The sequence below is a fragment of the Mesorhizobium sp. P2_A12 genome (assembly GCF_056405075.1).
Window position 1 is genome coordinate 258,911 of sequence record NZ_JBFUCU010000005.1, and the last position, 25,783, is coordinate 284,693.

At 63.4% G+C, this 25,783-nt stretch carries 19 protein-coding genes; 5 read left to right on the forward strand and 14 right to left on the reverse strand.

What is annotated here, in order from left to right:
• The first annotated feature begins 219 nt into the window (after window positions 1–219).
• The gene (gene gltB / locus AC1DZU_RS15145) at window positions 220–4,965 is read left to right on the forward strand and encodes a glutamate synthase large subunit (RefSeq protein ID WP_477285880.1); all 4,746 of its coding nucleotides are present in this window, start codon (window positions 220–222) and stop codon (window positions 4,963–4,965) included.
• 141 nt (window positions 4,966–5,106) lie between these two features.
• Window positions 5,107–6,561, forward strand: a complete 1,455-nt coding sequence (locus AC1DZU_RS15150) for a glutamate synthase subunit beta (protein WP_477285882.1) — start codon at window positions 5,107–5,109, stop codon at window positions 6,559–6,561.
• A 150-nt stretch (window positions 6,562–6,711) separates the two neighbouring features.
• On the opposite strand, the gene AC1DZU_RS15155 is transcribed toward AC1DZU_RS15150, so the two are convergent.
• Complete coding sequence (locus tag AC1DZU_RS15155; RefSeq protein WP_477285884.1) at window positions 6,712–7,935, reverse strand: SGNH/GDSL hydrolase family protein; 1,224 nt, start codon at window positions 7,933–7,935, stop codon at window positions 6,712–6,714.
• Between the two features lie 127 nt (window positions 7,936–8,062).
• Entirely contained in the window at window positions 8,063–9,283 is a 1,221-nt protein-coding gene (locus AC1DZU_RS15160; RefSeq protein ID WP_477285886.1) for a lytic murein transglycosylase, read from the reverse strand.
• A 209-nt stretch (window positions 9,284–9,492) separates the two neighbouring features.
• Here AC1DZU_RS15160 and galU point away from each other — a divergent pair, with 209 nt between their 5' ends.
• On the forward strand, window positions 9,493–10,398 hold the full coding sequence (galU, locus tag AC1DZU_RS15165; RefSeq protein WP_477285888.1) for a UTP--glucose-1-phosphate uridylyltransferase GalU: 906 nt from the start codon (window positions 9,493–9,495) through the stop codon (window positions 10,396–10,398).
• 71 nt (window positions 10,399–10,469) lie between these two features.
• On the opposite strand, the gene AC1DZU_RS15170 is transcribed toward galU, so the two are convergent.
• Window positions 10,470–12,260 (reverse strand): outer membrane beta-barrel protein, encoded by a 1,791-nt coding sequence (locus tag AC1DZU_RS15170; protein ID WP_477285890.1) that lies wholly within the window; start codon window positions 12,258–12,260, stop codon window positions 10,470–10,472.
• 229 nt (window positions 12,261–12,489) lie between these two features.
• On the opposite strand from AC1DZU_RS15170, the gene AC1DZU_RS15175 reads away from it, so the two are divergent.
• Together AC1DZU_RS15175 and AC1DZU_RS15180 are read left to right on the forward strand one after the other, a co-directional pair.
• Window positions 12,490–13,491 carry a KpsF/GutQ family sugar-phosphate isomerase gene (locus AC1DZU_RS15175; RefSeq protein WP_477285892.1) on the forward strand — a complete coding sequence of 334 codons (1,002 nt, stop codon included), beginning with the start codon at window positions 12,490–12,492 and terminating at the stop codon, window positions 13,489–13,491.
• A gap of 170 nt (window positions 13,492–13,661) precedes the next feature.
• Complete coding sequence (locus AC1DZU_RS15180) at window positions 13,662–14,270, forward strand: hypothetical protein (RefSeq protein ID WP_477285894.1); 609 nt, start codon at window positions 13,662–13,664, stop codon at window positions 14,268–14,270.
• 45 nt (window positions 14,271–14,315) lie between these two features.
• Here AC1DZU_RS15180 and AC1DZU_RS15185 read toward each other — a convergent pair whose 3' ends face one another.
• The 11 genes from AC1DZU_RS15185 to AC1DZU_RS15235 form a co-directional block, all read right to left on the reverse strand.
• Window positions 14,316–14,780, reverse strand: a complete 465-nt coding sequence (locus AC1DZU_RS15185) for an NfeD family protein (protein WP_477285896.1) — start codon at window positions 14,778–14,780, stop codon at window positions 14,316–14,318.
• Window positions 14,781–14,793: 13 nt separating this feature from the next.
• A complete protein-coding gene (locus tag AC1DZU_RS15190; protein WP_477285898.1) occupies window positions 14,794–15,744 on the reverse strand; it encodes an SPFH domain-containing protein in 951 nt (316 codons plus the stop codon).
• 118 nt (window positions 15,745–15,862) lie between these two features.
• Window positions 15,863–17,077, reverse strand: coding sequence for an NAD(P)/FAD-dependent oxidoreductase (locus AC1DZU_RS15195; protein WP_477285900.1), 1,215 nt, complete (start codon window positions 17,075–17,077; stop codon window positions 15,863–15,865).
• Between the two features lie 52 nt (window positions 17,078–17,129).
• Window positions 17,130–18,194, reverse strand: coding sequence for a ferrochelatase (gene hemH / locus AC1DZU_RS15200; RefSeq protein ID WP_477285902.1), 1,065 nt, complete (start codon window positions 18,192–18,194; stop codon window positions 17,130–17,132).
• 138 nt (window positions 18,195–18,332) lie between these two features.
• Window positions 18,333–20,336 (reverse strand): 5'-nucleotidase C-terminal domain-containing protein, encoded by a 2,004-nt coding sequence (locus AC1DZU_RS15205; protein ID WP_477285904.1) that lies wholly within the window; start codon window positions 20,334–20,336, stop codon window positions 18,333–18,335.
• A 190-nt stretch (window positions 20,337–20,526) separates the two neighbouring features.
• Entirely contained in the window at window positions 20,527–20,901 is a 375-nt protein-coding gene (omp10, locus tag AC1DZU_RS15210) for an outer membrane lipoprotein Omp10 (protein WP_184876625.1), read from the reverse strand.
• 187 nt (window positions 20,902–21,088) lie between these two features.
• The gene (locus tag AC1DZU_RS15215) at window positions 21,089–22,534 is read right to left on the reverse strand and encodes a homospermidine synthase (RefSeq protein WP_477285906.1); all 1,446 of its coding nucleotides are present in this window, start codon (window positions 22,532–22,534) and stop codon (window positions 21,089–21,091) included.
• A 126-nt stretch (window positions 22,535–22,660) separates the two neighbouring features.
• Complete coding sequence (locus tag AC1DZU_RS15220; protein WP_477285908.1) at window positions 22,661–23,599, reverse strand: heme-dependent oxidative N-demethylase family protein; 939 nt, start codon at window positions 23,597–23,599, stop codon at window positions 22,661–22,663.
• Window positions 23,596–23,883, reverse strand: coding sequence for a YciI family protein (locus AC1DZU_RS15225; RefSeq protein WP_477285910.1), 288 nt, complete (start codon window positions 23,881–23,883; stop codon window positions 23,596–23,598). Before AC1DZU_RS15225 ends, AC1DZU_RS15220 begins: the two co-directional genes overlap by 4 nt.
• Window positions 23,884–23,896: 13 nt before the next feature.
• On the reverse strand, window positions 23,897–24,559 hold the full coding sequence (locus AC1DZU_RS15230) for an aminotransferase class IV family protein (protein ID WP_477285912.1): 663 nt from the start codon (window positions 24,557–24,559) through the stop codon (window positions 23,897–23,899).
• Window positions 24,508–25,653 (reverse strand): aminodeoxychorismate synthase component I, encoded by a 1,146-nt coding sequence (locus AC1DZU_RS15235; RefSeq protein WP_477285914.1) that lies wholly within the window; start codon window positions 25,651–25,653, stop codon window positions 24,508–24,510. Before AC1DZU_RS15235 ends, AC1DZU_RS15230 begins: the two co-directional genes overlap by 52 nt.
• Window positions 25,654–25,783 lie beyond the last annotated feature (130 nt).

Consider the following 25,783-nt stretch of genomic DNA (forward strand, 5'->3'; position numbering starts at 1 on the left):
GCACAAAACGAGCTGGATTGGCGTATCATTTGGGCCTCTCCGGCTGTTGCTGCGGGCGACAGGTTGGACAGCCAGACGCTGGCCTGTACGAATACGAACCATGCGGAAAGCCGCCTGGTTCGGCAAGGATTTCGCAAGACGTGCCGCAAGGATCAGGGTGAGCCAGGCGCTTGCCGGGGCAGACCAGCGCCCGAAGGGCTGGGAATGGAGGACCAAGAGATGACGGACATGACGCACTCTGCGACGAACGGCCAGGCCGCGCAGACGAAAGCGGCAACCGTCAAAACCGCGTCCCGAACCGACATTGGCCGATCCAATATTGGCCGAACCGGCTTTTCCGCCCAGGGCCTCTACGATCCGCGCAATGAGCATGATGCCTGCGGCGTCGGCTTCATCGTCAACATGAAGGGCGTGAAGTCGCATCAGATCGTCGAGGACGGCCTTGCCGTGCTCGAAAACCTGACGCATCGCGGCGCCGTCGGCGCCGATCCGCTGGTCGGCGATGGCGCCGGCGTGCTGGTGCAACTTCCGGACCGTTTCTTCCGCGAGGAGATGGCGGCCCAGGGCATCGAACTGCCGCCGGCGGGTCAATACGGCGTCGGACACTGGTTCATGCCGCAGGACGCGGCACTTCGCGCTCATATCGAGGACATCATCGCCGAATCGGCGCAGTCCGAGGGGCTTCCGCTCATCGGTTTCCGTGACGTGCCGGTCGACAATTCGTCGCTGTCGAAGGCGCCTGACATCGTCGCGTCCGAACCGTTCCATCGGCAGGTCTTCATCGGCCGCACATCAGACATTCCCGATGACGAGGAGTACGAGGCCAGGCTCTATCTGCTGCGCAAGGTCATATCGGGCCGCATCTATGCCGAGAACGACAACAAGGACATCGGCTCCTACTGCGTGTCGCTGTCGGCGCGCACCGTCGTCTACAAGGGCATGTTCCTGGCCTATCAGGTCGGCGCCTATTACAAGGACCTGACCGATCCGCGCTTCGAAACCGCGCTGATCCTCGTCCACCAGCGCTTCTCGACCAACACGTTCCCGTCGTGGAAGCTGGCGCATCCCTACCGCATGGTCGCCCACAATGGCGAGATCAACACCGTGCGCGGCAACAACAACTGGATGGCGGCGCGACAGGCATCGGTCGATTCCGAACTGTTCGGCAACAACATCTCGAAGCTGTGGCCGATTTCCTATGAAGGCCAGTCCGACACCGCCTGTTTCGACAATGCGCTCGAGTTCCTGTTCCAGGGCGGATACAGCCTCAGCCACGCCATGATGATGCTGATCCCGGAAGCCTGGGCCGGCAACAAGCTCATGGATGCCGACCGCAAGGCCTTCTACGAATACCATGCCGCGCTGATGGAGCCGTGGGACGGACCGGCGGCGGTTGTCTTCACCGATGGCCGCCAGATCGGCGCCACGCTCGACCGCAACGGATTGCGCCCGGCGCGCTACATCGTCACCGACGATGACCGCGTCATCATGGCTTCGGAAGCCGGCGTGCTGCCGGTGCCGGAAGAGAAGATCGTCAAGAAGTGGCGGCTGCAGCCCGGCCGCATGCTGCTGATCGACCTGGAGAAGGGGCGCATCGTCTCCGACGAGGAGCTCAAGTCGGAGATCGCGACCAAGCATCCCTACAAGACCTGGCTCGCCAACACGCAGCTGATCCTCGAAGACCTGAAGCCGGTCGAACCGCGCGCGCTGCGCAAGGATGTCAGCCTGCTCGATCGCCAGCAGGCGTTCGGCTACTCCCAGGAAGACACCAAGCTGTTGATGTCGCCGATGGCGACGACGGGCCAGGAAGCCGTGGGTTCGATGGGCACCGATACGCCGATCTCGGCGATGTCGGACAAGTCGAAGCTGCTCTACACCTATTTCAAGCAGAACTTCGCCCAGGTCACCAACCCGCCGATCGACCCGATCCGCGAGGAACTGGTGATGAGCCTGGTGTCCTTCATCGGGCCGCGGCCGAACATATTCGACCTGGTCGGCAATTCGCGCCGCAAGCGGCTCGAGGTGCGCCAGCCGATCCTGACCAATGGCGACCTGGAGAAGATCCGCTCCATCGGCCACACCGAGGACCGTTTCGACACCAAGACGATCGACATCACCTACGGCTCGAATGAAGGGGCCGCGGGCATGCAGGGCGCCATCGACCGCTTGTGCGAGCGGGCGGAGGCGGCGGTCGCCGGCGGCTACAACATCATCATCTTGTCCGACCGCCAGGTCGGGCCGGACCGCATCGCCATCCCGGCGCTGCTGGCGACGGCCGCGGTACATCACCACCTGATCCGCAAGGGGCTGCGCACCTCTGTCGGCCTCGTCGTCGAATCCGGCGAGCCGCGCGAAGTGCATCATTTCTGCTGCCTTGCCGGCTATGGCGCCGAGGCGATCAACCCTTACCTCGCCTTCGACACGCTGCTCGACATGCACAAGCGCGGCGAACTGCCGAAAGAGGTCGACGCCTACGAAGTCGTCACGCGCTACATCAAGTCGATCGGCAAGGGCATCCTCAAGGTGATGTCCAAGATGGGCATCTCGACCTACCAGTCCTATTGCGGCGCGCAGATTTTCGACGCCATCGGGCTGAAGACCGATTTCGTCCAACAGTATTTCACCGGCACCGCGACGCTGATCGAAGGTGTCGGGCTGGACGAGATCGCGACCGAGACGCTCAGCCGCCACAATGACGGCTTCGGCAACGATCCGGTGCTGCGCAACAGTCTGGAAGTCGGCGGCGAATACATGTTCCGCATGCGCGGCGAGGCGCATATGTGGTCGCCCGACGCGGTCGCCACCTTGCAGCACGCCGTGCGCCAGGGCTCGTGGGAGACGTTCAAGGACTATTCCGCGCAGATCGACAGCGAGACGGCCCGCGCCCAGACCATCCGCGGCTTGTTCAGGATCAAGCTGGCCGAGGAAACCGGCCGCAAGAAGGTCGCGCTCGACGACGTCATGTCGGCGGCCGACATCGTCAAGCGGTTCTCGACCGGGGCGATGTCCTTCGGCTCGATCTCGCGCGAGGCGCACACCACGCTGGCACGCGCCATGAACGCCATCGGCGGCAAGTCCAACACCGGCGAGGGCGGCGAGGAGGCCGACCGTTATCTGCCGCTGCCCGGCGGCGGCAAGAACCCGGAACGCTCGGCGATCAAGCAGATCGCCTCGGGCCGTTTCGGCGTGACGGCCGAGTATCTCGTCAATTCCGACATGATGCAGATCAAGGTGGCGCAGGGCGCCAAGCCCGGCGAGGGCGGCCAATTGCCCGGCCACAAGGTCGACGCGACCATCGCCAAGGTCCGGCACTCGACGCCGGGCGTCGGCCTGATCTCGCCGCCGCCGCATCACGACATCTATTCGATCGAGGATCTGGCGCAGCTGATCTACGATCTGAAGAACGTCAATCCGGCGGCCGACGTGTCGGTCAAGCTGGTCTCGGAAGTCGGCGTCGGCACGGTTGCTGCGGGCGTCGCCAAGGCGCGCGCCGACCACATCACCATCTCGGGCTATGATGGCGGCACCGGTGCCTCGCCGCTGACTTCGCTCAAGCATGCCGGTAGCCCATGGGAAATGGGCCTTGCCGAGACGCACCAGACGCTGGTGCTGAACGGCTTGCGTTCGCGCGTGGCGCTGCAGGTCGATGGTGGCTTGCGCACCGGCCGCGACGTCATCGTCGGCGCGCTGCTCGGTGCCGACGAGTTCGGCTTCTCGACCGCGCCGCTGATCGCGGCCGGCTGCATCATGATGCGCAAGTGCCATCTCAACACCTGTCCGGTCGGCGTGGCGACGCAGGACCCGGTGCTGCGCAAGCGCTTCAAGGGCACACCCGAGCATGTCATCAACTTCTTCTTCTACGTGGCGGAAGAGGTGAGGGAGCTGCTCGCCGAGATGGGTTACACCCATATCGACCAGATCATCGGCGACACCGACCTTTTGGAGAAGCGCGACCTGATCGTGCACTGGAAGGCGCGCGGGCTCGATTTCTCAAAGATGTTCTTCAAGCCGGACGCGCCGCATGAAGCGGTGCACTGGACCGAGCGGCAGAAGCACCCGATCGACGACGTGCTCGACCGCAAGCTGATCGAACTGTCCAAGCCGGCGCTCGAAAGCAAGCAGCCGGTCAAGATCGAGGTCGACATCCGCAATGTCGACCGCTCGGCCGGCGCCATGCTGTCGGGCGAAGTGGCCAAGCGCTTCAAGCACAAGGGCCTGCGTGAGGACACGATTTCGGTGAAGCTGACCGGCACCGCCGGCCAGTCCTTCGGCGCCTTCCTGGCGCGCGGCATCTCGTTCGATCTCGTCGGCGCCGGCAACGACTATGTCGGCAAGGGCCTATCGGGCGGCCGTATCGTCATCCGGCCACCAGAAGAGGCCAAGATCGTCGCGGCGGAGTCCATCATCGTCGGCAACACGGTGCTCTATGGCGCGACCGAGGGCGAGGCCTATTTCGCCGGCGTCGCCGGCGAGCGTTTCGCCGTGCGCAATTCGGGCGTGGCCGCCGTCGTCGAAGGCGTCGGCGACCATGGCTGCGAGTACATGACGGGCGGCATCGTCGTCGTCATCGGCAAGACCGGCCGCAACTTCGCCGCCGGCATGTCGGGCGGCGTTGCCTATGTGCTGGACGAGGCGGGCGATTTCGCCGAGCGCTGCAACATGGCGATGGTCGAGCTGGAACCGGTTCCGGAAGAAGACGACCTGATGGAAAGGCTGCTGCACCATGGCGGCGACCTCGACCACAAGGGTCGCGTCGACGTGTCCGGTGACATGACCAGCCATGACGAGGAGCGGCTCTACCAGCTGATCTCGAACCATGTGCACTACACCGGTTCGGTGCGCGGTCGCGAAATCCTCGATGACTGGACGACCTTCCGGCCGAAATTCCGCAAGATCATGCCGGTCGAATACCGCCGCGCACTGATCGAGATGGAACGCATGCGCATGGGCGTGGCGGCGGAATAGACTTGGCAGTTGCCGGGAGGCTCAGGTTTCCCGGTCCACTTTCATCGAAAGTTTGACCTCGAAGGCAAGGTTGCCATGGCTGCCTCAAGAGGTTAACGGGTGCGGCGAAAACCGCACCATCTGGACAGCAGGAACTGGACTATGGGCAAGGTAACAGGCTTTCTCGAAATCGACCGGCAGGTGCACAAGTACCAGCCGGCCTCCGACCGCATCCGGCATTTCCGCGAATTCACGCTGCCGATGTCGGACAAGGAGGTCGAGAAACAGGCCGCGCGCTGCATGGATTGCGGCATTCCGTTCTGCCATGGACCGACGGGCTGCCCGATCCACAACCAGATCCCGGACTGGAACGACCTCGTCTACAATGGCGACTGGGACAACGCGATCCGCAACCTGCATTCGACCAACAACTTCCCGGAGTTCACCGGTCGCATCTGCCCCGCGCCCTGCGAGGAAGCGTGCACGCTGAACCTCGAGGACATTCCCGTCGCCATCAAGACGGTCGAGCAGGCGATCGCCGACAAGGCCTATGAGACCGGTCATATCAGGCCCTATCCGCCGGAGAAGAAGACGGGAAAGCGCGTCGCCGTCATCGGCTCCGGCCCGGCCGGCATGGCGGCTGCCCAGCAGCTTGGCCGCGCCGGCCACGACGTCCATGTCTATGAGCGCGAAAGCCGGCCGGGCGGGCTGATGCGCTACGGCATTCCCGACTTCAAGATCGAGAAGCACTATATCGACCGGCGCATCGAGCAGATGCAGGGCGAGGGCGTGACCTTCCATTGCGGCGTCAATGTCGGTGTCGACAAGCCGGTTGCCGAACTGCTCGATGAACATGACGCCGTGCTCTATTGCGGCGGTTCCGAAACGCCGCGCGCGGCCGGCATTCCCGGCGACGATCTCGGCGGCGTGCATGATGCGATGCCCTATCTGGTGCAACAGAACAGGCGGGTCGGCGGCGAGCCGATCCAGTCGGTGGCCTGGCCGTCGCATCCGATCATCGCCGGCGGCCAGCATGTCGTCGTCGTCGGCGGCGGCGATACCGCGTCCGACTGCGTCGGCACCGCCTTCCGCCAAGGCGCCGTGCGCGTCACGCAGCTCGACATCCGACCGCAGCCGCCGGAGAAGGAAGACAAGCTGTCTGTATGGCCTTACTGGGCGACCAAGATGCGCACTTCGTCCTCGCAGGCCGAAGGGGCGGAGCGCGAATTCCAGGTGGCGACGCTCGAGTTCATCGGCGAGGAAGGCCAGTTGACCGGCGTCAAATGCTGCGAGGTGGACGAGAAGCGCAAGCCGATCGCCGGCACCGAATTCGTCATCCGCGCCGATCTCGCCTTCATCGCCATCGGCTTTGCCGGCCCGGCCACGGCCGGCCTGGTTGGGGAATTGGACGGCCAGATGAAGATCGTCACCGACAGCCGCCGTTCCAGGAACGTCGAAGCCAATGACCGCGACTACAGGACCAGCGTCGACAGGCTCTATGCGGCCGGCGACGTGCGTCGCGGCCAGTCGCTGGTCGTCTGGGCGATCCGCGAGGGCCGCCAGGCAGCGCGTTCGATCGACGAGGCATTGATGGGGTCGACCGTACTGCCGAGCTGAGCCCGTTTGAAATTCTACTCCCGCGGCCATCTGGAGGCGTTTTCTGCGCTTCCGGTGCTCACGTACTTAAACGTACGCTCCGCGCCGGTTCTCGAAACCGCCACCATATGACTCGCGGGAGCGAATTTCGAAACGGGCTCAGGGGAGCTTCTAAGGGTTGATCGCCGTCGTCGTGCCGGGTGCCGCCGCCGCCGAAGCAGGCTGCGTCCGGGGTGGCCAGGAGAAATCGTCGGCGCGGCCGGGCGAGGCTTGCGGCGCCTTGCCCTCGACCACCAGTTTTTCACCGGGCAGATCCGGATTGGCTTTTGCCGGCGGGGCTGCGCCCAGAAGTTCGGAGCCGCCGTCGAGTGCCGGATCGCTGAGCAGCATCGGCGCGGTGCGGTCGATGACGATGGGCGCGGCGGCCGGCCCAGGCGCTTCGACGGGAGCGCCCGCCGGCGCGGTCGCCGGGGCCACGCTTCCCGGCGCGGCGAGGCCGAGGATCTTCATCAGCGGCTTCTCGGTATAGAAGGCGAGCTTGCGCTTGCCGGCCTTCGAGACATTGATGCCGTCATCGGCACGCAGCCGCACGGGCTGGCCGTTCATGTCCGGTCCACTGGTGACGAAGGCGCCGTTCTCGTCGACGAAGCCGTCCCAGACGTCGACGAATTCGCCGCCATGGCTTTCGGCGGCCTGATGGTAGATGTCGTTGAAGGCGAGCATGTCGGAGGTCATCTTCGGTACCCGGAAGGCCGGCATGCCAACCCAAAGGAAGGGCACCTTGGCGTCGGCGATGGCCTTGCCGAGCGCATCGGTGCGGCGCTCATATTCCTTGGTCCAGTTCTCGGATCGGGGCGGCTCGCGCACATCCCCTACCTTCATCTGCTGACGGTCGTTGGAACCCAGCATGACGACCACGGCGGCCGGTTTTTCGGTCTCGATCAACGTCTTGATCTGCTCGGGCCAGTTGTAGAAATCATCGCGCACGAAGCCGGAAGAGCCATTGCTGCGAGCCACGATCCTGATGCCGGTGTTCTCGGCGAAGGCGGTGTCGAGACCTTCGGCAAGCCCGGACGCCATGAAATCGCCGACCACCAGGACGGTGCGGGCATCAGGGACTTTCTCGGCGATCGGCATTTGCGGCTCGGCCGGCGCACGCGGGACGCGGGGTTTGCGCGGCTTTGGCTTCGCCTTCTGGATGTTCAGCGGCGGCTCGATCCGCTCGCTGCGGCGTGGGAACAAAAGGTCGCGCAGCGACCAGCCGCGGTATTGCTGCTCCTGCGCCATGGCCGGCGCATGGAAGGCGCCAGCCACGCCGACGGCGAGCACGACGACGGCCAGAATCAGCACCGGCATGCGACGAACAAGCCCTGCGATGCGCGCAGCCGAAGCCAATCGTTTCCTCCATCCCGTGGCGCACTGCCTTGAAAAGTCGCGTCGACTTTTCGAAGGTCATTGCACCAAACAGATTGCTACAGTGTCCTTTGCGCGTCCGAAAGGCCGCGCGGCACCGCAGGTGGCTCTATTTCTGCCGGAGCCACTTCAGCACTTCCATGCTCGGATAGCCGTCCTGGGCCAATCCGGCCTTGGCCTGGAAGGCCATGATGGCGGTTTTCGAGCCGTCGCCGATCTTGCCATCGAATTTGCCGTCGTAGAGGCCATGCTGGGAAAGCCGTTTCTGCAGCTCCTGCCTTTCCTCGAAAGTGAGCTTGGTGAAGGGCCGCTTCCAGTCCTGCACGAGACCGCTGGAGCCGGCGATTTCGTCGGCGAGAAGACCGACGGCAAGCGCATATTTGTCGGCATTGTTGTAGGCCTTGATGACCGAGAAATTCTTGATCATCAGGAAGGCCGGCCCGCCGCGGCCGTCCGGCACTTTCAGCGTCGCCTTGTCGGAGCCGTTCTTGAACGGCTTGCCGTTGGCCCTGACGACGCCGAGCGCCTGCCATTGCGACAGCGTCTTCGAGCCGCCAGGAAGCTTGCCGGCCGGCAAGGCGACCTCATAGCCCCAGGTCTTGCCGGCCTGCCAGCCATTCTTCTTCAACAGATTGGCGGACGTCGCCAGCGCATCGGGGATCGAATTCCAGATGTCGCGCTTGCCGTTGCCGTCCATGTCGACGGCATAGTGCAGATAGCTGGTCGGGATGAACTGGGTGTGGCCCATGGCGCCGGCCCAGGATCCGCTCAGATGGCTTTCGTCGATATCGCCGGTCTGCAGGATCTTGAGTGCGGCAATCAGCTGGGTGCGGGCGAATTTCGCCCGCTTCGGATCGGCATAGGCCAGGGTCGCCAGCGAGCGCACGACGTTGCGCATGATGTCGTCGCGCTTGAGGATTTCGCCATAGTTGGATTCCATCGACCAGATGGCGAGCAGAATGTAGCGGTCGACGCCGAACCTCGCCTCGATCCTGTCCAGCCATGGCTTCCACTTCTTGGCCATTTGCTGGCCGACGGCGACAGACTGGTCATGGACGCGGTTGTCGAAATAGTCCCAGGCGGGTGCGGTGAATTCAGGCTGCGTACGCGCCTTTTCCAGCACCACCGGGTCGATATCCCTGATGTCCCTGAAGGCCTGGTCGTAGAGGGCACCGGAAACGCCGCTCTGCACGGCGGTGGCGCGGAAGCCGGCGACCCACTGCCGGAAGCTGGCATCGGCGAAAGCCGGGCCGGGCATCAGCAGGGCGAGCGAGAGGCTGGCTGCCGCGATGACGCCGGTAAAACGCTTTGCGGCACTGCGAACGGACATCTTTTCCCCTTTCTCTGTCTCAGGAAAGACCATTCATCGCCGAACCAGGTTAGGAATTAGTTTACCATAGGTGCTGCCGGGAACGAAAAGACGCCTCAAAGCTTTACCGGGGAATGTTCCCCTCAGTTGCTCGGTAGTCCTCAATTCCGGCGTGAAAATGTCTTGAAACGGGGATTGCGGAGCAGGCCATCAAATGGATAATTGACAGTATGAAGAGAGTTCGCAAGGCAGTCTTCCCGGTCGCCGGTCTCGGCACACGGTTTCTCCCGGCCACCAAGGCCATCCCTAAGGAAATGCTGACGGTCGTCGACCGGCCAGTGATCCAATATGTTGTGGATGAGGCGCGCGAGGCCGGTATCGAGCATTTCATCTTCGTCACCGGCCGCAACAAGGCGGTCATCGAGGACCATTTCGACGTCCAGTTCGAGCTCTATGACACGCTCGCCCAGCGCGGCAAGGACGACCAGCTCGCCCGCCTGCAACGCCTGCAGCCGGCGCCGGGGCAGACCAGCTTCACCCGCCAGCAGGTGCCGCTCGGCCTTGGCCATGCCGTCTGGTGCGCGCGCGAGCTGGTCGGCGACGAACCGTTCGCCCTTTTGTTGCCCGACATGATCATGCAGTCAGAACAGAGCTGCATGAAGGACATGGTCGAACTCTACCAGGAAACCGGCAACAACATCATCGCGGTGCAGGAATGCGACCCGGCCGAAGCCCACAAATACGGCATCGTCGGCCGTGGCGAGGACACGCATCACGGCTTCCGCATCACCGAGATGGTGGAAAAGCCGAAGACCGGCACCGCACCGTCCAATCTCTACATCAATGGGCGCTACATCCTGCAACCGGAGATCTTCAAGATCCTCGAAGGCCAGGAAAAGGGCGCCGGCAACGAGATCCAACTCACCGACGCGATGCTGAAGCTGGAAAAGCAGCAGCCCTTCTATGGCTACCACTATCAGGGCCGTACCTTCGATTGCGGATCGCCGGAAGGCTTCGTCGAGGCCAATGTCGCCTTCGCGCTGTGGCGCAGCGACATGAACGAGAGCATGGCCGGCGTCATCCGCACGCTTCTCGACGAACTGAAACCGTCGGAGCGTCGCGGCGCCGCCTTCTAGGGCCATGTCGATAATTCAGGTGACGCCAGCCCGACCTAAATCTCGACATAGCCTTGATGCGTGTGCAGACCTTAGCGCTGCACCTTCACGCCCAGGAAGATGCTGTTGGCCGTGTAGTCGCGGCCCGGCAGGTTGCTGGTCAGTTTTTCGGTCCTCACCCGGGTGGTGAGGCCGGCATAGCGGTTCAGCCACCATGTCAGGCCGGCCTCGGCGCTCAAGGTCCTGTCATGGCCGTCAACGCCGATATAATCGCGCCAATCCAGGCCCAGAGCCGCATTTCCGGTTAGGTTGGCGCGGATCTGGCGCTCGCCCGTCAAGCGGCCTGAATAAAGGATATCGCCGCTTTGCCCGGCGGTGGTCGTGGGCTCGACGGTGGTCAGGCCGGTCAGGCCGATCGTCGTGCCGCGTTCCGGCGACCATTTGAGGTCGGCGTTGACGGTCGCACCCGAAATTGCTTCGAGCCGATCGTCGTCGATCGCCTCCCTCAGCCAGCCGGCCGAGAATTCGCCCGACAGCTTCTCGCCCATGTCGAGCTCAAGGCCGGCGCGCGCGCCCAGCCGCTTCGACGAGCGCTCGAACCCATCGGTGTCGATGCGTTGATCATAAGTCCGGCGGCCGACCTCGATTTCGGTGAAGGGGGTGAGTGCCGGAGAAATCTCGTAGCCCGTGCGCAGGGTTGCCGTATAGAGTGTGGAGTCGCGGTCCTTCTGCGACAACGTGGTGCCGTCCGAAAGCTCGGCGTCGCCATAGAAGTCGTGCGTCACCGCGCCGGTCAACGCATAGCGCATCTTGCCGACGTCCTTCTCGATGCCGAGGCTGCCGTCCACGGTCTGCCGCAGCGGCTGCGTGTTGACGCCAGCAATGGCGTCCGGCGAGGAGGCCGATTCCGGCACCGCCTCGTAGCCGAGCTTGGCGATGGCGCGCAGCTCGTTGTCGAGGTCGACGTTGAGCTGGCCTTCTATGCGGCCCTGCTCGTTGTGAACTGAATAGCCCGACACGGTCTCGCGGAAAAGGCCATAGCCGTCGATCGTCGCCGAGTTCTCACGCCAGTCGGAGGCGGCGGAAAAGCGCAGCGCCGTCTCGGACAGCAGCGCCGACGTGCCGGCACTGCTCGCGTCGCCGTTCGAGGTGGCGGTCAGGCCCTGTTCGATCGTCGGCCGAATGACGAAAGAGCCCCATTTGACGCCGGTGGCGGCAAACGGATCGTCCTCGGCCTTCTTGTCCTGGCCTTCGATGGAGGCGGTGCGTTCGGCGCCGCGGTCAAGCTTCTGACTGTCGACGCTGTCGATGGTGACGGCGCGGCGGTTGGCTGCCTCCTGATCCGCTTCGGTGGTGTCGTCGTCCGTCGGGGAGGTGATGGCACCCGTGGTCGCGGCGTCCGTGGCCGCGGCCGTCGACTTTTTCTTCTTCGACTTGCCGGCCGCCTTGTCCTTGGCCTGATCCGCCGCACTTTGTCTGGCAGTCGATGGCCGGCGACGAGGTTTTGGCGGTGCCGCGGTATCGGCGGAGGCATCGTCGGTGGCCGAAGGCGGATCGAACACGCTGCCGGTCGCAGTCGCCGAGTCGATATCCGTGTCGTCAGCCACCGCGCCGGCGCTGGCCGGCAGGTAGGTTCGTGCCGGCGCATTGTCCTGCGCGGCGTTGGCCGGCGCCTGCTGGCCTTGGGCTGCCAGAGCCAGCTGTCTCGCCTTGCGCTGCTGGTCGGACAGGATCGCCGTTTCGGAGACCTCGCCGCGCAGCTCCGTTTCCTGGGCATGGAGCGCCGTTGGGCGCAGCAAGGCAAGCATGCTGGTCGCCAGCAGCAAGGCGCAGGCAGCCTTGCCCTTTCGTCTTCCTGATTTTTCTGGCTGGCCCCCGGACATCTTCACCACTGCTTGCGCGGCGCACGCGCGCCATACTTACCGAACCGTAAATGGGGATGGTTAACGGAGGGTTGAGGCGGCAACCCGCCAGCGACCTCAAGTGCCGATTTTCAAAGGGTTTCATGCGGCGTGCGTTAAGCCTTCTGGTTGCCTGCTTATCGTTGTCCCGAAGCACCGTGGGGCCATTTCTGTTGGACAGGCGGGCGGCAACGCGCTAATCGCATCAGCCATGCATGCGGGATCCCTGAATAAGAAGCCTTTGGACAGGCAAGCCTCGATCGCTTCGGCGCTGAGAACGGTGGCAACGGAGCAGGCTGGTGTCGCGGCCCTTGCCGAGGCACTCGAGAACGGACTGGCTGAGCCTTTCGCCCAGGCCGTCGAGATGATCTCGAAGATCGAGGGTCGGCTGATCGTCACCGGCGTCGGCAAAAGCGGCCATATCGGTTCGAAGATCGCGGCGACGCTGGCCTCGACCGGCACACCGGCCTTTTTCGTCCATCCCGCCGAAGCCAATCACGGCGATCTCGGTATGATTGCCAGGGACGATGCCATCATCGCCATGTCGTGGTCGGGCGAGAGCAGGGAACTGATGGGCATTGTCGCCTATTCCAGGCGCTTCTCCATTCCGCTTATCGCCATCACCGCCGGAGAGACATCGGCGCTCGCGCGAGCCGCGGACGTCATGCTGCTGCTGCCCCGCGCGCCTGAAGCCTGTCCACACGGCCTGGCGCCAACGACGTCGACGCTGCTGCAACTGGTGATGGGCGATGCCCTGGCGATCGCCCTGCTCGAAGCGCGCGGCTTCACGCCGGACCATTTCCGCACCTTTCACCCCGGTGGTCAGCTCGGTGCCAACCTGACGCAGATCCACGAGATCATGCATGTCGGCGACAGGCTGCCGCTGGTGGTCTCGGGCACCGGAATGCAGGACGCGATCCTTGAACTGTCGAGCAAGGGATTTGGCTGCGTGGCGATCACCGACGCCGACGGCGCGCTGGTGGGCATCATCACCGACGGTGACATAAGGCGTCACATCGGCAGCAATCTGCTGGCAATGACGGTGGATGAGGTGATGACAAAAGGACCGAAGACGGCGTCGCCGGACACGTTGGTGGCAACGGCGCTGCAGACGATCAACAATTCAGCCATCACCAGTCTGATGGTGGTGGAAGGCAGACGGCCGGTCGGATTGATCCACCTGCACGATCTCCTGCGCATCGGCGCGGCCTAGTCTAACTCAAGCCGCTCTGGACGACTTGATTCGACCTGTTGCGATCGGCAATGATTGCTTGCAAAGCCCTAGCTCACGATTGCCGTTGACGAGGTCAGATGTTCTCCAGCCTAATCGAAAGATTTCGTCGGCGGCCGGACTTTAGTCGTCCGCCGCAATGTGGAAAAGTGTTGGGCGACATCGTCGCTGGAGCATTGGAAGGCAGCCTGGCGCCTGATTTTCAACGAGTGGGCGATCTGTCCTGGGCGGGAAGCTCGACAGATCATATCCGTTATCTGCTGAAATTTCAGGCGATGAAAGGGATGACCTTCTCTGCCTGCTGGGGCCTCTCAGTCGACTTTGTTCCAATTTCCAGAGGTGGAAGCTTACGGTGGAAAAGGACAGCGAAGTCGGCAAACTTCGATCTCTGTATCGACCCCATTGACTTATCAGGCCGGATCCCTAGCTGGTGCTCGTTTTACAGCAATGATCGCGATGATCGAGTCGCACACGCCGCCTTGAAGGTGCTCGATGCGGCACGACAGGACTGGTCCGGAATCACTTCGCTAAACGACGTTGCTGATAGTTTCGAACGACGATCGAAGATGGAGTTTCGACGCTTTTCGTTGGAAAATTATGTGCAAACGGACCTCGCGTGGGGCTTGGTCCTCATCGCCATCAGAGAGGCGGATAGGGGCCAGAACCACCTCGATGCGTATTGTGACAGGTTTGCGGTTGCGCGGGACGATGCCGTCCTGACAAAAGCGAGAAACGAAGCGGCCACAATCGCGACTGGATGACATTTTCCAGCCACGCTCGGATTTCCCAAAACCAATGCTTCGATATCAGACCCGCTCCACGGCCAGTTCCAGATCCGTGTCGGCCGCAGCCGTCACCCGCACCTGGGTGCCGGCCGGCAGATCGGGGCCGGAGACACGCCACAGCGTATCGCCCAGCTTGATGCGGCCACGCCCGTCTCGGATCGGTTCGGCTAGCGTCGCCATCTTGCCGACCATCTGAGCGCCGCGCCGGTTGAGCAGCGGCTGGTCGGTCGGATCATCGCGACCACCGACCAGTTTCTTGCCGACATAGGCCGAGATCAGTGACAGCGCCAGGAAGGCGAGGACCTGGACTTGCCAGGTCCAGAAACCGGCATCCCAGATCAACAGCGACACCGCGCCGATGATCAAGGCGGCGATGCCGATCCAAAGCATGAAGATGCCTGGCGCGATGATTTCCATCACCAGCAGGACGAAGCCCAGAACCATCCAGTTCCACGGGCCGAGTTCGGAAATGATGCGGTCCAACATGGGAGTGTACCCCTCAGTTCTCGCTTGGGCGAACCACGGGCGGGCGGGCGGCCTGCCGGGCAGCGCCGGCCGTGCCTTCGCTGCGGAAGACTTCCTTGGCGATTTCGCCGATACCGCCAAGCGTGCCGATCAGCGACGAGGCTTCCATCGGCATCAGCACGATCTTGCTGTTGGTGGCCGTTCCGATCCTGCCAAGCGCTTCGGTGTATTTCAGCGCCACGAAGTAGTTCAGCGCCTGCACGTCGCCCTTCGAGATTGCTTCCGACACCACTTGCGTGGCGCGCGCTTCGGCTTCGGCCGAGCGCTCGCGCGCCTCGGCGTCGCGGAAGGCGGCTTCCTTGCGGCCCTCGGCCTCGAGGATCTGCGACTGCTTGAGGCCTTCGGCGGCGAGGATCTGCGCGCGCTTGTTGCGCTCGGCCGTCATCTGGCGACCCATCGATTCGATCAGGTTGGCCGGCGGGTTGATGTCCTTGATCTCGACGCGGGTGATCTTGATGCCCCACGGATGCGCGGCTTCGTCGACGACGCGCAACAGGCGCTCGTTGATGGCGTCGCGGTTCGACAGCAGCTCGTCGAGGTCCATCGAGCCCATGACGGTACGGATGTTGGTCATCGTCAGGTTGAGGATGGCGTTCTGCAGTCCGGCAACCTGGTAGGCGGCCTGCGCCGCATTGAGGATCTGGTAGAAGGCGATGCCGTCGACGCCGACGATGGCGTTGTCGCGGGTGATGATTTCCTGGCTCGGAACGTCGAGCACCTGCTCCATCATGTTCATCTTGGCGCCGATGCGGTCGACGAAAGGCGTGATGAGATTGAGGCCTGGACTCAGTGTCTTGGTGTAACGGCCAAAACGTTCGACCGTATAGTTATAGCCTTGCGGAATTGTCTTGATGCCTTTGAACAGCACCAGCACGACAAGCGCGACCAGAACAATGACCGCAATATCGAAACCACTGAAATCCATTTGGCTCTCCCTCAGAGGCAGGCCGCGAAAGCCATTCTCTCGCAGCCGGCTTCAACAAAGACTTAAGTGTGTTTCAAGTGCGTTACAATCAGGTGATGATGGATTGTTTGTAGGTTTGCTATCGGCGGTTGAAAGCAAACAACTCTGCATCCGTGTCGCTCAGCCCGTTGATCGAGGCCGAGACAATTTCGGAAGCTATCTGCGAGAAAGTGATGCCGTTGCCGCCGTAACCCATCACGGCGTGGATGCGCGGGTGCCTGGGAATGGCGCCGATATAGGGCAAGCCGGTGGTCGTGGTGCCGAACGAACCGGTCCAGGCGAATTCGGGCCTGACGTCGAGATGCGGGAACAGCCGCCCAAGTTTTTCGGCGATGCGTGCACTCTTGTCGGCGATCAGCCCGTCGCGCCGCGTCTCGTCGATAAAGTCCTCGTCCTCGCCGCCACAGACGACCCTGCCGTCTGATGTCGCGCGCATATAGAGGTACGGGTCCGACGCCTCCCATATGAACGCTGCCCGCGGCCAGATCTTTCGCGGTTGCGGGCGTGTCGCGATCGCCCATGTCGAGATGATCCGGTGGGCGGCCGCCGGCACGATGTCGACCAGTTCGTAGCCAGTGGCCAGAACAACATGCCTGGCCGTGATGGTGGGGCCATCCCTGGTTGCCACGACCACCTCATCGGCACTGTCCTCGATCGCCGTTGCTTCAACGGGGGCATGGAAGCGCGCCTTGCGCTCCGCGGCCTTCAGCAGCAGCCCGGCCGTCAGCTTGCGCGGATCGAGGGCGATGTTGCCGTGGCTGAGGATGGCGCCTTCGCGGTCGATGCCGAATTTCTCCGCCAGCGGTGCCGCCGTGAGATAGGTCGCGGCGATGCCTGCCTGTCTTCGCGCTTCGGCCTCGTTCCTGAGTTCCGACGGGCCGAGTAGAGTGCCCGCCAGATAGAGCGACGGGTTGCAGCTCGGGCTGCAGTTGATGTCGAGTTCGGCAATGCGGGCAGCGAGGTTGGAAACGGCGAGCCGCGAGCGCCGCCAGGCCTGCTCCGCCGAGGTCTTGCCGATCATCTTCGAGAGCACTGAAAGCGGCTGGTCTATTTCGAACTGCACGAGAGCAGTGGTGGCGGACGTCGAGCCTTTCAGCGGGCCGCGCCGGTCGATGCAGATCACCGCATGACCGTGCGCCGTCAGCGCCTCGGCCGTCATGGCGCCGCTGATGCCCATGCCGACGATCAGCACGTCAGCCTTGGCGTCACGGGTCAGCGCGGCCGTCGGGACCGCAGGCGCCCGGTAGGCGGACCAGACAGGCCGGCCGCTTCTGAGGTCAAGTTTGCGAGGCATCAAATTCTCCGGAGGTGCTGCACAACGCCCCGGAGCTTGTGTTGTTCCGGTGTCAGACCCAGCCGGACAGTTCGCGCCGTACCATCGCCTCGATCACCGCCATCCCCTCGGCGCTATCGTTGAGGCAAGGTATGTGGGCGAAGTTCTTGCCGCCGGCGTGATGGAAGGTCTCGGCCGCCTCGCGGCCGATCTCGTCCAGCGTCTCGATGCAGTCGACCGAAAAGCCCGGATTGACGACGGCGATCGACTTGACGCCGTCCCTGGCCAGTTTCTCCACGGTCTTGTCGGTGTAGGGCTGCAGCCATTCCTGCGCGCCGAAGCGCGACTGGAAGGTGATGATCAGTTTGTTGTCATCCCAGCCGAGCCGTTCGCGCAACAGCCGCGTCGTTTTCTGGCAGTGGCAATGATAAGGGTCGCCCTTCTCGAAATAGGGTTTCGGGATGCCGTGAAAGGAGGCAATGACAACCTCCGGTTCGAAATCCAGCGTGGCCAGATGCCGCTCGATCGAACGCGCCAGCGCTTCGATATAGACCGGTTCATCGTAGTAAGGCGGCACGCTGCGGATGGCGGGTGCGCGGCGCATCTTCATCAGGGCACGAAATAGCTGGTCGTTGGCGGTGGCGGTGGTGGTCGCCGAGTACTGCGGATAGAGCGGGAATGAAAGAATGCGGTCGCAGCCCTTTTCGACCAGCCCCTGGGCGACGCTCGCGGTCGAAGGGTTGCCGTAGCGCATCGCCCAGTCGACGACGACCTCCGGCAGATCGCGCAACGCCTCGGCCAGCTTTTCGCCCTGAGCGCGGGTGTAGGTGCGCAAGGGCGATTCATTCCTGTCCCGGTTCCAGATCCGGGCGTAGTTGGCGCCCGACGCCTTCGGCCGCCTGGTGAGCACCAGCCCATAGAGGATCGGGTACCAGATCGCCCTGTTGAGCTCGATGACGCGCGGATCGGACAAGAATTCACGGAGATAGCGCCACATCGGCTTGAAATCGGTGCCGTCCGGCGTGCCGAGATTGACCAGCATGACACCGATCTTGCCAGCCTTGACCGGCGGATGCCCGGCGGGCAACGGGCCGCCGGCCTTCGCGGCTTTGGGATCGGCAGGACTGGAAAGGGTCATACATGGTCTCCGGACACGGCGCGAAACTAGCGATGCCACGCCAGTTTTCAATGCAGCGTCTGGCCGCACCTTAGCAGGCAACGAAAAAGCCCGCCCGGTTTCCCGGGCGGGCGCGTCGTTGAAAGAGGCGAAGCAACCTTACTTTGGCGGGATGGTCAGGGTTGCGCCAAGCGCAAGCCGGTGAGGCCTTTGGCCCTTGTTGGCCTCGTAGATCAGTTTCCACTTGGTCGCATCGCCATAGGCCTTCTTTGCCAGATCCCAATAGGTGTCGCCGGCAACGATGACATGGCTGCTTTCGGCCGGCGCGGCCTCGGCGGGCTTTGCCGGTTCGGCGGGGGCGGGCGCCGGTGCCGCTTCCGCAGGTTTGGCCGGTGCGGCCGGCGCTGTCTCTGTCGATACGGCCGGCGGTGTGTTGGCAATATCGCCCGACTTGGCGGGCAGTTCGGGCATTGCAGGCGCAGCCTCAACGGGCTTTGCTTCGGCAGGTTTGGCCGGCTCAGCTGCCGGGGCAGTTGGCGCCGCCGCGACGGTCGCGGCGATCTCCGTGATGCGGCCATCGAGCTTGGGCGTGTAAGGCCGGTGCGCGCCGAGATAGTCGGCAACCACCTGTTCGAGGCCCGGACCGTAGTCATAGGCATTCTTGGCCTTGTCGGCGAAGATCTTGTAGCCGTCGCCACCCTGGCGGACATAGTTGTTGGTGGCGACGAGGTAGTCCTTGTTCGGATTGATCGGCGTCCAAGCGCCGCCTTCCATGACTTCCACCGATTTGACGCGACCGGCATTGGGCGCAACCGACTTGTCGAAGGAATATTTCAGGCCGGCGACCTGCGGGAAGCGGCCGGCGCCGTCCTCGATCTGGCTGAGGCCGTTCTCGAGGCCGGCCACCAGGTCCTTGCCGGAAATCTGGAAGGTTGCCAGCGTGTTCTGGAACGGCAGCACGGTCAGCACCTCGCCCATGGTCACGGTGCCCTTGTCGATCGAGGCACGCAGGCCGCCGCCATTGGAGATGACGATCTCGACGCCCTGTCCCTTGACGCGGTCGAGGATGGCGTCGGAGACGAGGTTGCCCATCGCGCATTCACGGGTGCGGCAGTTCTCGCGGCTGCCGTCGATGACGTCGGTGGTCTCGGCCACTTCCTTGTTCTTCAACGCCTCGATCGGCGCGCCAAGCTCCTTGATGCGGGCGAGCACAGCCGGGTCAGGGGTGATCGACTTGTCGAGATAGATCGGGTCGCCGCTGGCCGATTTGACGACGCCATTGTCGTCGAACACCACCTTGAACTCGCCGAGATATTTGGAATAGGACGCCGCCTGCACGACCGGCACCTTGTAGCCGTCGGGATTGTCGACCATCGTCGGATAGGGGCCTTCCGCCTTCGGGTCGGTGTTCGACAGCAGCGAGTGGCTGTGGCCGCCGACGACCACATCGATGCCTGGGATCTTGGCAATGACGTCGCGCTCGCGCTTGTAGCCGATATGGGTCACGGCGATGATCTTGTTGACGCCTTCGCCCTTCAACTTCTCGACCTCGGCGGTGATGGACTTGACGTCGTCCTCGATGGTGATGTTGGGGCCGGGGGAAGCGAGTTCTGGGGTGTCATTGGTCACCGCGCCGATGATGCCGATCTTCTGGCCGCCGACCTCGACGACGATTGACGGCTTGACGCGGTCGCCGAGTTTGGATTGCGCGTTGGCCTTCACATTGGCGCCGAGCACCGGGAACTTGATCATGTCGAGGAACGGCGCCAACGCCGTCTCACCATCGTCGAATTCATGGTTGCCGAGCGCCATGGCGTCGAACTTCATCTCGTTGAGGAATTCGCCTTCGACCTTGCCTTTGTAGGTCGTGTAGAACAGCGATCCCTGGAAATTGTCGCCGGCGCTGAGCAACAGCACGTTCTGGCCTTCCAGCTTCTTGCGCTCCTGGGCGATGGCGGTGATCAGCCGGCCCGCGCCACCGATGCACTCGCCCTTGGTCTCCTCATCGGCCGAGCAGGTCGATTCATATTTGTTGTTGCCTTCGATGCGGCTGTGCCAGTCGTTGATGTGCAGGATGTTCAGCGTGTAGTCGGCAAAGGATGCGCCGGACGACAGAGCGAGCGTCGAGGCGGAGAGGGCGGCAATGGCGGCAAATTTCTTCATCTTCGTCTCCCGGAAGGCTGATCAGAGGCGTTTAACGCTCTTGCTTGACTGGAACATAACAGTCGGCGTTTGGAGCATGTTCCCATCGCGTTCCAGATGACGCAAGCGGAAATCCGGGGACTTTTGCCGGCATAAAAAAGGGACGGCGGCCAATGGCCGCCGCCCCCTGGGGAAGCGAATGCTCGCTGGCTCAGGTGCGCCGTGTCAGCACGAAGTTCTGGCCGCTGGAGCTGGTGCAGTTGAGCTGGCTAGTCGACACCATCAGGCAGTTGAAGCTGACCGCGGTCTGGCGGATCAGCGACGTGCCGTTGATCTGCACCGACGTGGCGCCGGTCATGGTGTAGCTGCCATCGGCAAGCTTCTGGCCGGTGTCGGTGGCGACGGTCGTGAAGGTGCCGCTGGCGAAGGTCGAAAGGCCGGTGCCCTTGGCGTCGATCCAGGAGCCTTCGACACCTTTCGGCGAAGCCGCCATCGGCGGTTCATCCGGGCCGCTGGTCGCACAGCCAGCAAGTCCCACTACAGCTGCTGCAACGCTCATCCAAACAATCTTGCGCGCAATGTTCATTATGAAATCCTCTCCTCTCGCATCGGCCCAAAAATCGGAATCGATTTTTGGGATGCTCGATGCGCACACCCAAAGTGCTAGAGCGTACTTTGTGCTTCCGATTGGACGCACGTCGCTCTAGGCCGCACCCCTTCAATCGCCCGATTTCCGGGCGATTGCAAGGCAAGGGAGTATCCCTAGCAGAGCGCTATCGGACGAGGATGTTGCGGAATTGCCACGGGTCGCTGCGGTCGAGGTCTTCCGGGAACAGGCCGGGCCGGTTATCGAGTGGCGTCCAGTCGGTATAGTGGCCCTTGACCGGTCCCAGATATTGCGACTGCACTTCCAGGCAGCGCTTGTAGTCCATCTCATCGGCCTCGACGATACCGGCTTCAGGGTTTTCCAGAGCCCAGACCATGCCGGCGAGAACCGCCGAGGTGACCTGCATGCCGGTAGCGTTCTGATAGGGCGCCAGCCTGCGCGCGTCGGCCAGCGAAAGATGTGAGCCGTACCAGTAGGCATTCTTGTCGTGGCCGTAGAGCAGCACGCCGAGTTCGTCGACACCGTCGACCAGTTCATTCTCGTCGAGCACGTGGTGCACAGGCTGCGGCTTGCCTGCGGCGCCGAACATCTCGTCCAGCGACAGCATCGCGTCATTGCAGGGATGATAGGCATAGTGGCAGGTCGGACGGTATTGAACCTTGCCCTTCCTGGAGCGCACGGTGAAGAAATCGGCGATCGAGATCGCCTCGTTGTGCGTGACCAGGAGGCCGTATTGCGGCCCAGGCGTCGGGCACCATGAACGCACGCGCGTGTTGGCGCCGGGCTGCTCCAAATAGATGGCGGCCTTCGAACCGTGCTTGTGCTTCTTGGCGTTCTTCGGCATCCACGTCTCATGCGTGCCCCAGCCGAGCTCGGCAGGCTGCAGGCCCTCGGAAATGAAGCCCTCGACCGACCAGGTGTTCCAGAACACATCCATCGGCTTCGGCTTCTTGGTGCGCTGGGTGTCGCGCTCGGCGATGTGGATGCCCTTGACGCCGGCCTTCTTCATCAGCTTGGCCCAGCCCTCGCGGTCATCCTGCGTCGGCTCTGAAAACTCGAGGCCGAGATCGGTGGCGAGGTTGACCAGCGCCTGCTTGACGAACCACGAGACCATGCCGGGATTGGCGCCGCAGGTGGAGACCGCCGTCGCGCCGCCGGGCTTGTCGTGCTTTTCCTTGATCATCGCTTCGCGCAGCGCGTAGTTGGTGCGGCTGGCATTGTCGGCCTGGGCATCGAAGTAGAAGCCGAGCCAAGGCTCGACGACGGTGTCGATGTAGAGCACGCCGAGCTTGCGGCAGAGGCGCATCAGATCCACCGAGCCGGTATCGACCGACAGGTTGATGCAAAAGCCCTGGCCGCCGCCATTGGTCAGAAGCGGCGTCAAAAGCTTCTTGTAGTTCTTCTCGGTCACCGCTTCCTGGACGAAGGCGATGCCGCGCTCGTCGAGCAGCTTGCGGTCGGTGTCGCGTGGGTCGAGGACCGTCATGCGCGACTTGTTGAACGTGAAATGGCGTTCGATGAGCGGCAGCGTCCCCCGTCCGATCGAGCCGAAGCCGATCATCACGACAGGGCCGGTGATCTCACCGTAAACGGGCCAGTTTTCATTCGCCATTTTATCGAGCACTCCTCAAAACCCAGGAAACTGGGAAAACACATGCAAAACCGGGCATTCTTGCCCGGCGGCCATGCGCTACATCACAGATCATTGTCACAAACCAGCGAAAAGCGCCAACCGGGGCTACGCGTCATTGGCCATGTGGTTAAGGACGGCAATCAGCCGGTCGCGGTCAGAAGTCAGGCCCTTGTAGTCGAGCTGGGCGAGATCGAGCCCTTCGAGCTGGGCGGCGAAAGAGACTGCGAGCGTCGCCCGGTCCGGGTGCCGCTCCAACACGGCGAGCGGGTCGAGGTGGATGCGGATGGTGAACAGGATGTCGCGCGAGGACGGCAGCTTGCGCAACGTCTGACGCTCGACGCGGATAAAGGCGTGCGCCCTGACGTCACCATCGGGGAAGCGTGTCGGCCGGCTGGTGGCGCGGTCGATGCGCTCGACATTGGACAGCGGATGATAGAGCGCATTGTCGGCCTGGATCGACCAGTTGAAGCGCTCGACCGCCTGGCCCTGAAGGCCGTCGAACATGCGGTTGATCAGCTCGGCCGGCCGCGTGCCCGGACCGAAGCCCGGTACGGGCTCGTGGATTTGCTGCAACGGCTTGCCGAATTTTTCGAGCAGCGACCAGGATGAGGGGAAGCACAAAGAGCCGGCGACAAGCCGCCAGCCGCTGTCGTTGCGGCGCATCAGGATCAGGTCTTCCTGGACCAACAGCGAGGCGGCGACGAGCGGTGCGCCGTCGAGACCGGAAGGCAGGGCGGGGCGGTTCACGGCGCCCATCACCTCGATGCCCGCATCGGTGCGGCGATGGGTGCGCGGAAATCGCCCCGGCAGATACGCGCCGAGCAAGTCGAGCACTTCCCGCTGGGCGTCCCGCGTGCCGTCCTCCTCGACGAAAACCCGCTCGGGGATTTCGGCATAGAGCCGGCGCTTCTCGGCCAGATACGGCAGCAGATGGTCGTCGACCTCGATCCAGTCTGCCGGATCGAGCGGCTTCAGCCCGATGCTGAAGAGTTTCGACGAGCCGTCATAAGGCGTATGGGTGGGCAGCGCCTCGGCCAAGCTCATGCTTCCCTGAAATCGTCCAGGACGGCGGTGGTCATCCTCGCCAGGAATTCGGTGACCTCGTAGTCGGCTGCGTTGGCCATGGCGAAGGGATCCGCTGCCAGCCTGGCGTCGAGCACTTCGCGCGGGCATTGCGCGATGATGATGCCGCCGGTTCTCGGTTTCTTTGGGCCGGAGGCGACGAAGATGCCGTCCGCATAGCAGGCCTTCAGCCATTCGATATGGGCCGCCTGCAAGCGGTCGATCTCGGTCAGCGGCACCTTGTAGTTCAGCGAAACGACGAACATAGCATTCTCCCGGTCACGCCAGCTTTGCGGGAATCAAGCCGCGCAGCGAATTGCCGACAAAGAGCGCCTTGGCCGACTGCAGATCGCCGTAGCTGTAGAACGCTTCGCGGGCACCGCCTTCATCCAGAAGCTCGGCGCGCAGTACGCCAGGCAGCAACCCGCAGTCGAGCCGCGGCGTCGCCAGCATGCCATCGCCAAGATCGGCGAAGACGTTGGTAATGGTGCCTTCGCAGATCTCGCCGCGCTCATTGGCCAGAAGCACCTCGTCGGCCTGGGTGATGAGATATTCGGCGCGGGCACGGCTGTACAGCTGGCGCCGGCTGGTCTTGTGGCGCAGCAGCGTGTCGTGCGAATCGAGCCTTGTCCGCGCCAGCCGCAGCACCCAGACCTTGTCGGCGGCCAGCGGTTCATAGAGCTGTGCCGAGGCGGTCGCTTCGCCGTCGCGCGACAAGGCCAGGCGCGTGCGCAACGCGATGCCGGATCCGCTGACCGCATTGCCCAGCACGTCGCCGATCCTTTGCGGGTCGCAGGCAAAACCGAGTTCCGCTGCCGAGCCATAGAGGCGCGCAAGATGACGATCGAAGCGCAGGAAGCCCGAGCCGGGTTCCCAACGCATGGTCTCGATCAGCTGGAAGTCGGCGGTGTTCCCGTCGCGAAGCGCGCTTTCAGCAGACACTCCTGATACTCCTCCTCAGCCGTCGAATCGAAGACGACGCCGCCGCCGACATTGTAGACGGCCTCGCCGCCGGAAAAGAGCGAGATGGTGCGGATCGCCACGGAAAAGCGCATCGTGCCGCCGGGTGCGATCCAGCCGATGGCGCCACAATAGGCGTCGCGCGGCGTGCCTTCCAGATCGTGCAGGATTTCCATGGCACGGATTTTTGGCGCGCCGGTGATCGAGCCGCACGGGAACAGTGCAGCGAACACCTGGCGGATGCTGAGACCCGGCAGCAGTTTTGCCCTGACGTCGCTCACCATCTGGTGGACTGTCGGATAGGTCTCGATGCGGAACAGCGCCGGCACGTCCAGCGTGCCGACTTCGCTGATAAGCGAGATATCGTTGCGCAGGAGATCGACGATCATCCGGTTCTCGGCCTGGTTCTTCTCGTCGTTGCGCAGGAAGATCTTCTGCCGCTCGTCCTCGGCCTTGGTGGCGCCGCGCGGTGCCGTGCCCTTCATCGGATGCGTCTCGATCATGCCTGCGGCGTCGATCTCGAAGAACAGTTCGGGCGAGCGCGACAGCACGATAGGATCACCGAGCGCGACCAGCGCGCCATATTTCACCGGCTGGCGTTCGGTCAGCGCATCGAAGGCGGCCAACGGGTCGCCGGACCATTGCGCATGAATTGGAAAGGTCAGGTTGCCCTGGTAGCAGTCGCCTTGCCTGATGTGCTGGTGCAGCCGCGAGAACCGCTTCTCGTAATCCTCGAGCGACCATGTCGCCCGCGCGTCGAAGATCGGGCCATTGGTCGCCGCTGCGTTGCGGGGCGGCACCGCCTCTTCGACCGGCGCGTCGAACACCCCAAGGCACACGAGTGGAGCGCGGCGCCCTTTCGGCAGCAAGGGAACAAGCTTCGGTTCGAGCAGATAACCCGCTTCATAGGAAAAATAGCCGGCCAACCATCTGCCGGCGTCATGCGCCGCCTGCGCCGCCGCCAGCGCCGGCAGGAAGTCCTCTGCCTCATGCGCCACGATGATGTCGGCCGGCCGGTCGAAGACGAGCTGGCGCGCGCTTTCGTCGTTGCGGAAAATTGCGGCGGGCAGGGACATGGGACTCGGATGCTGCGCTCAATGAAGCCGTCGACCGCTCTATATGGGGGGCCGCCCGCGCGCAATCGAGGGAACGGCACGCTGCCCCTCAAAGCCGACCTCCTGGGCCGACCTCCTGGGTCAAGCTCCG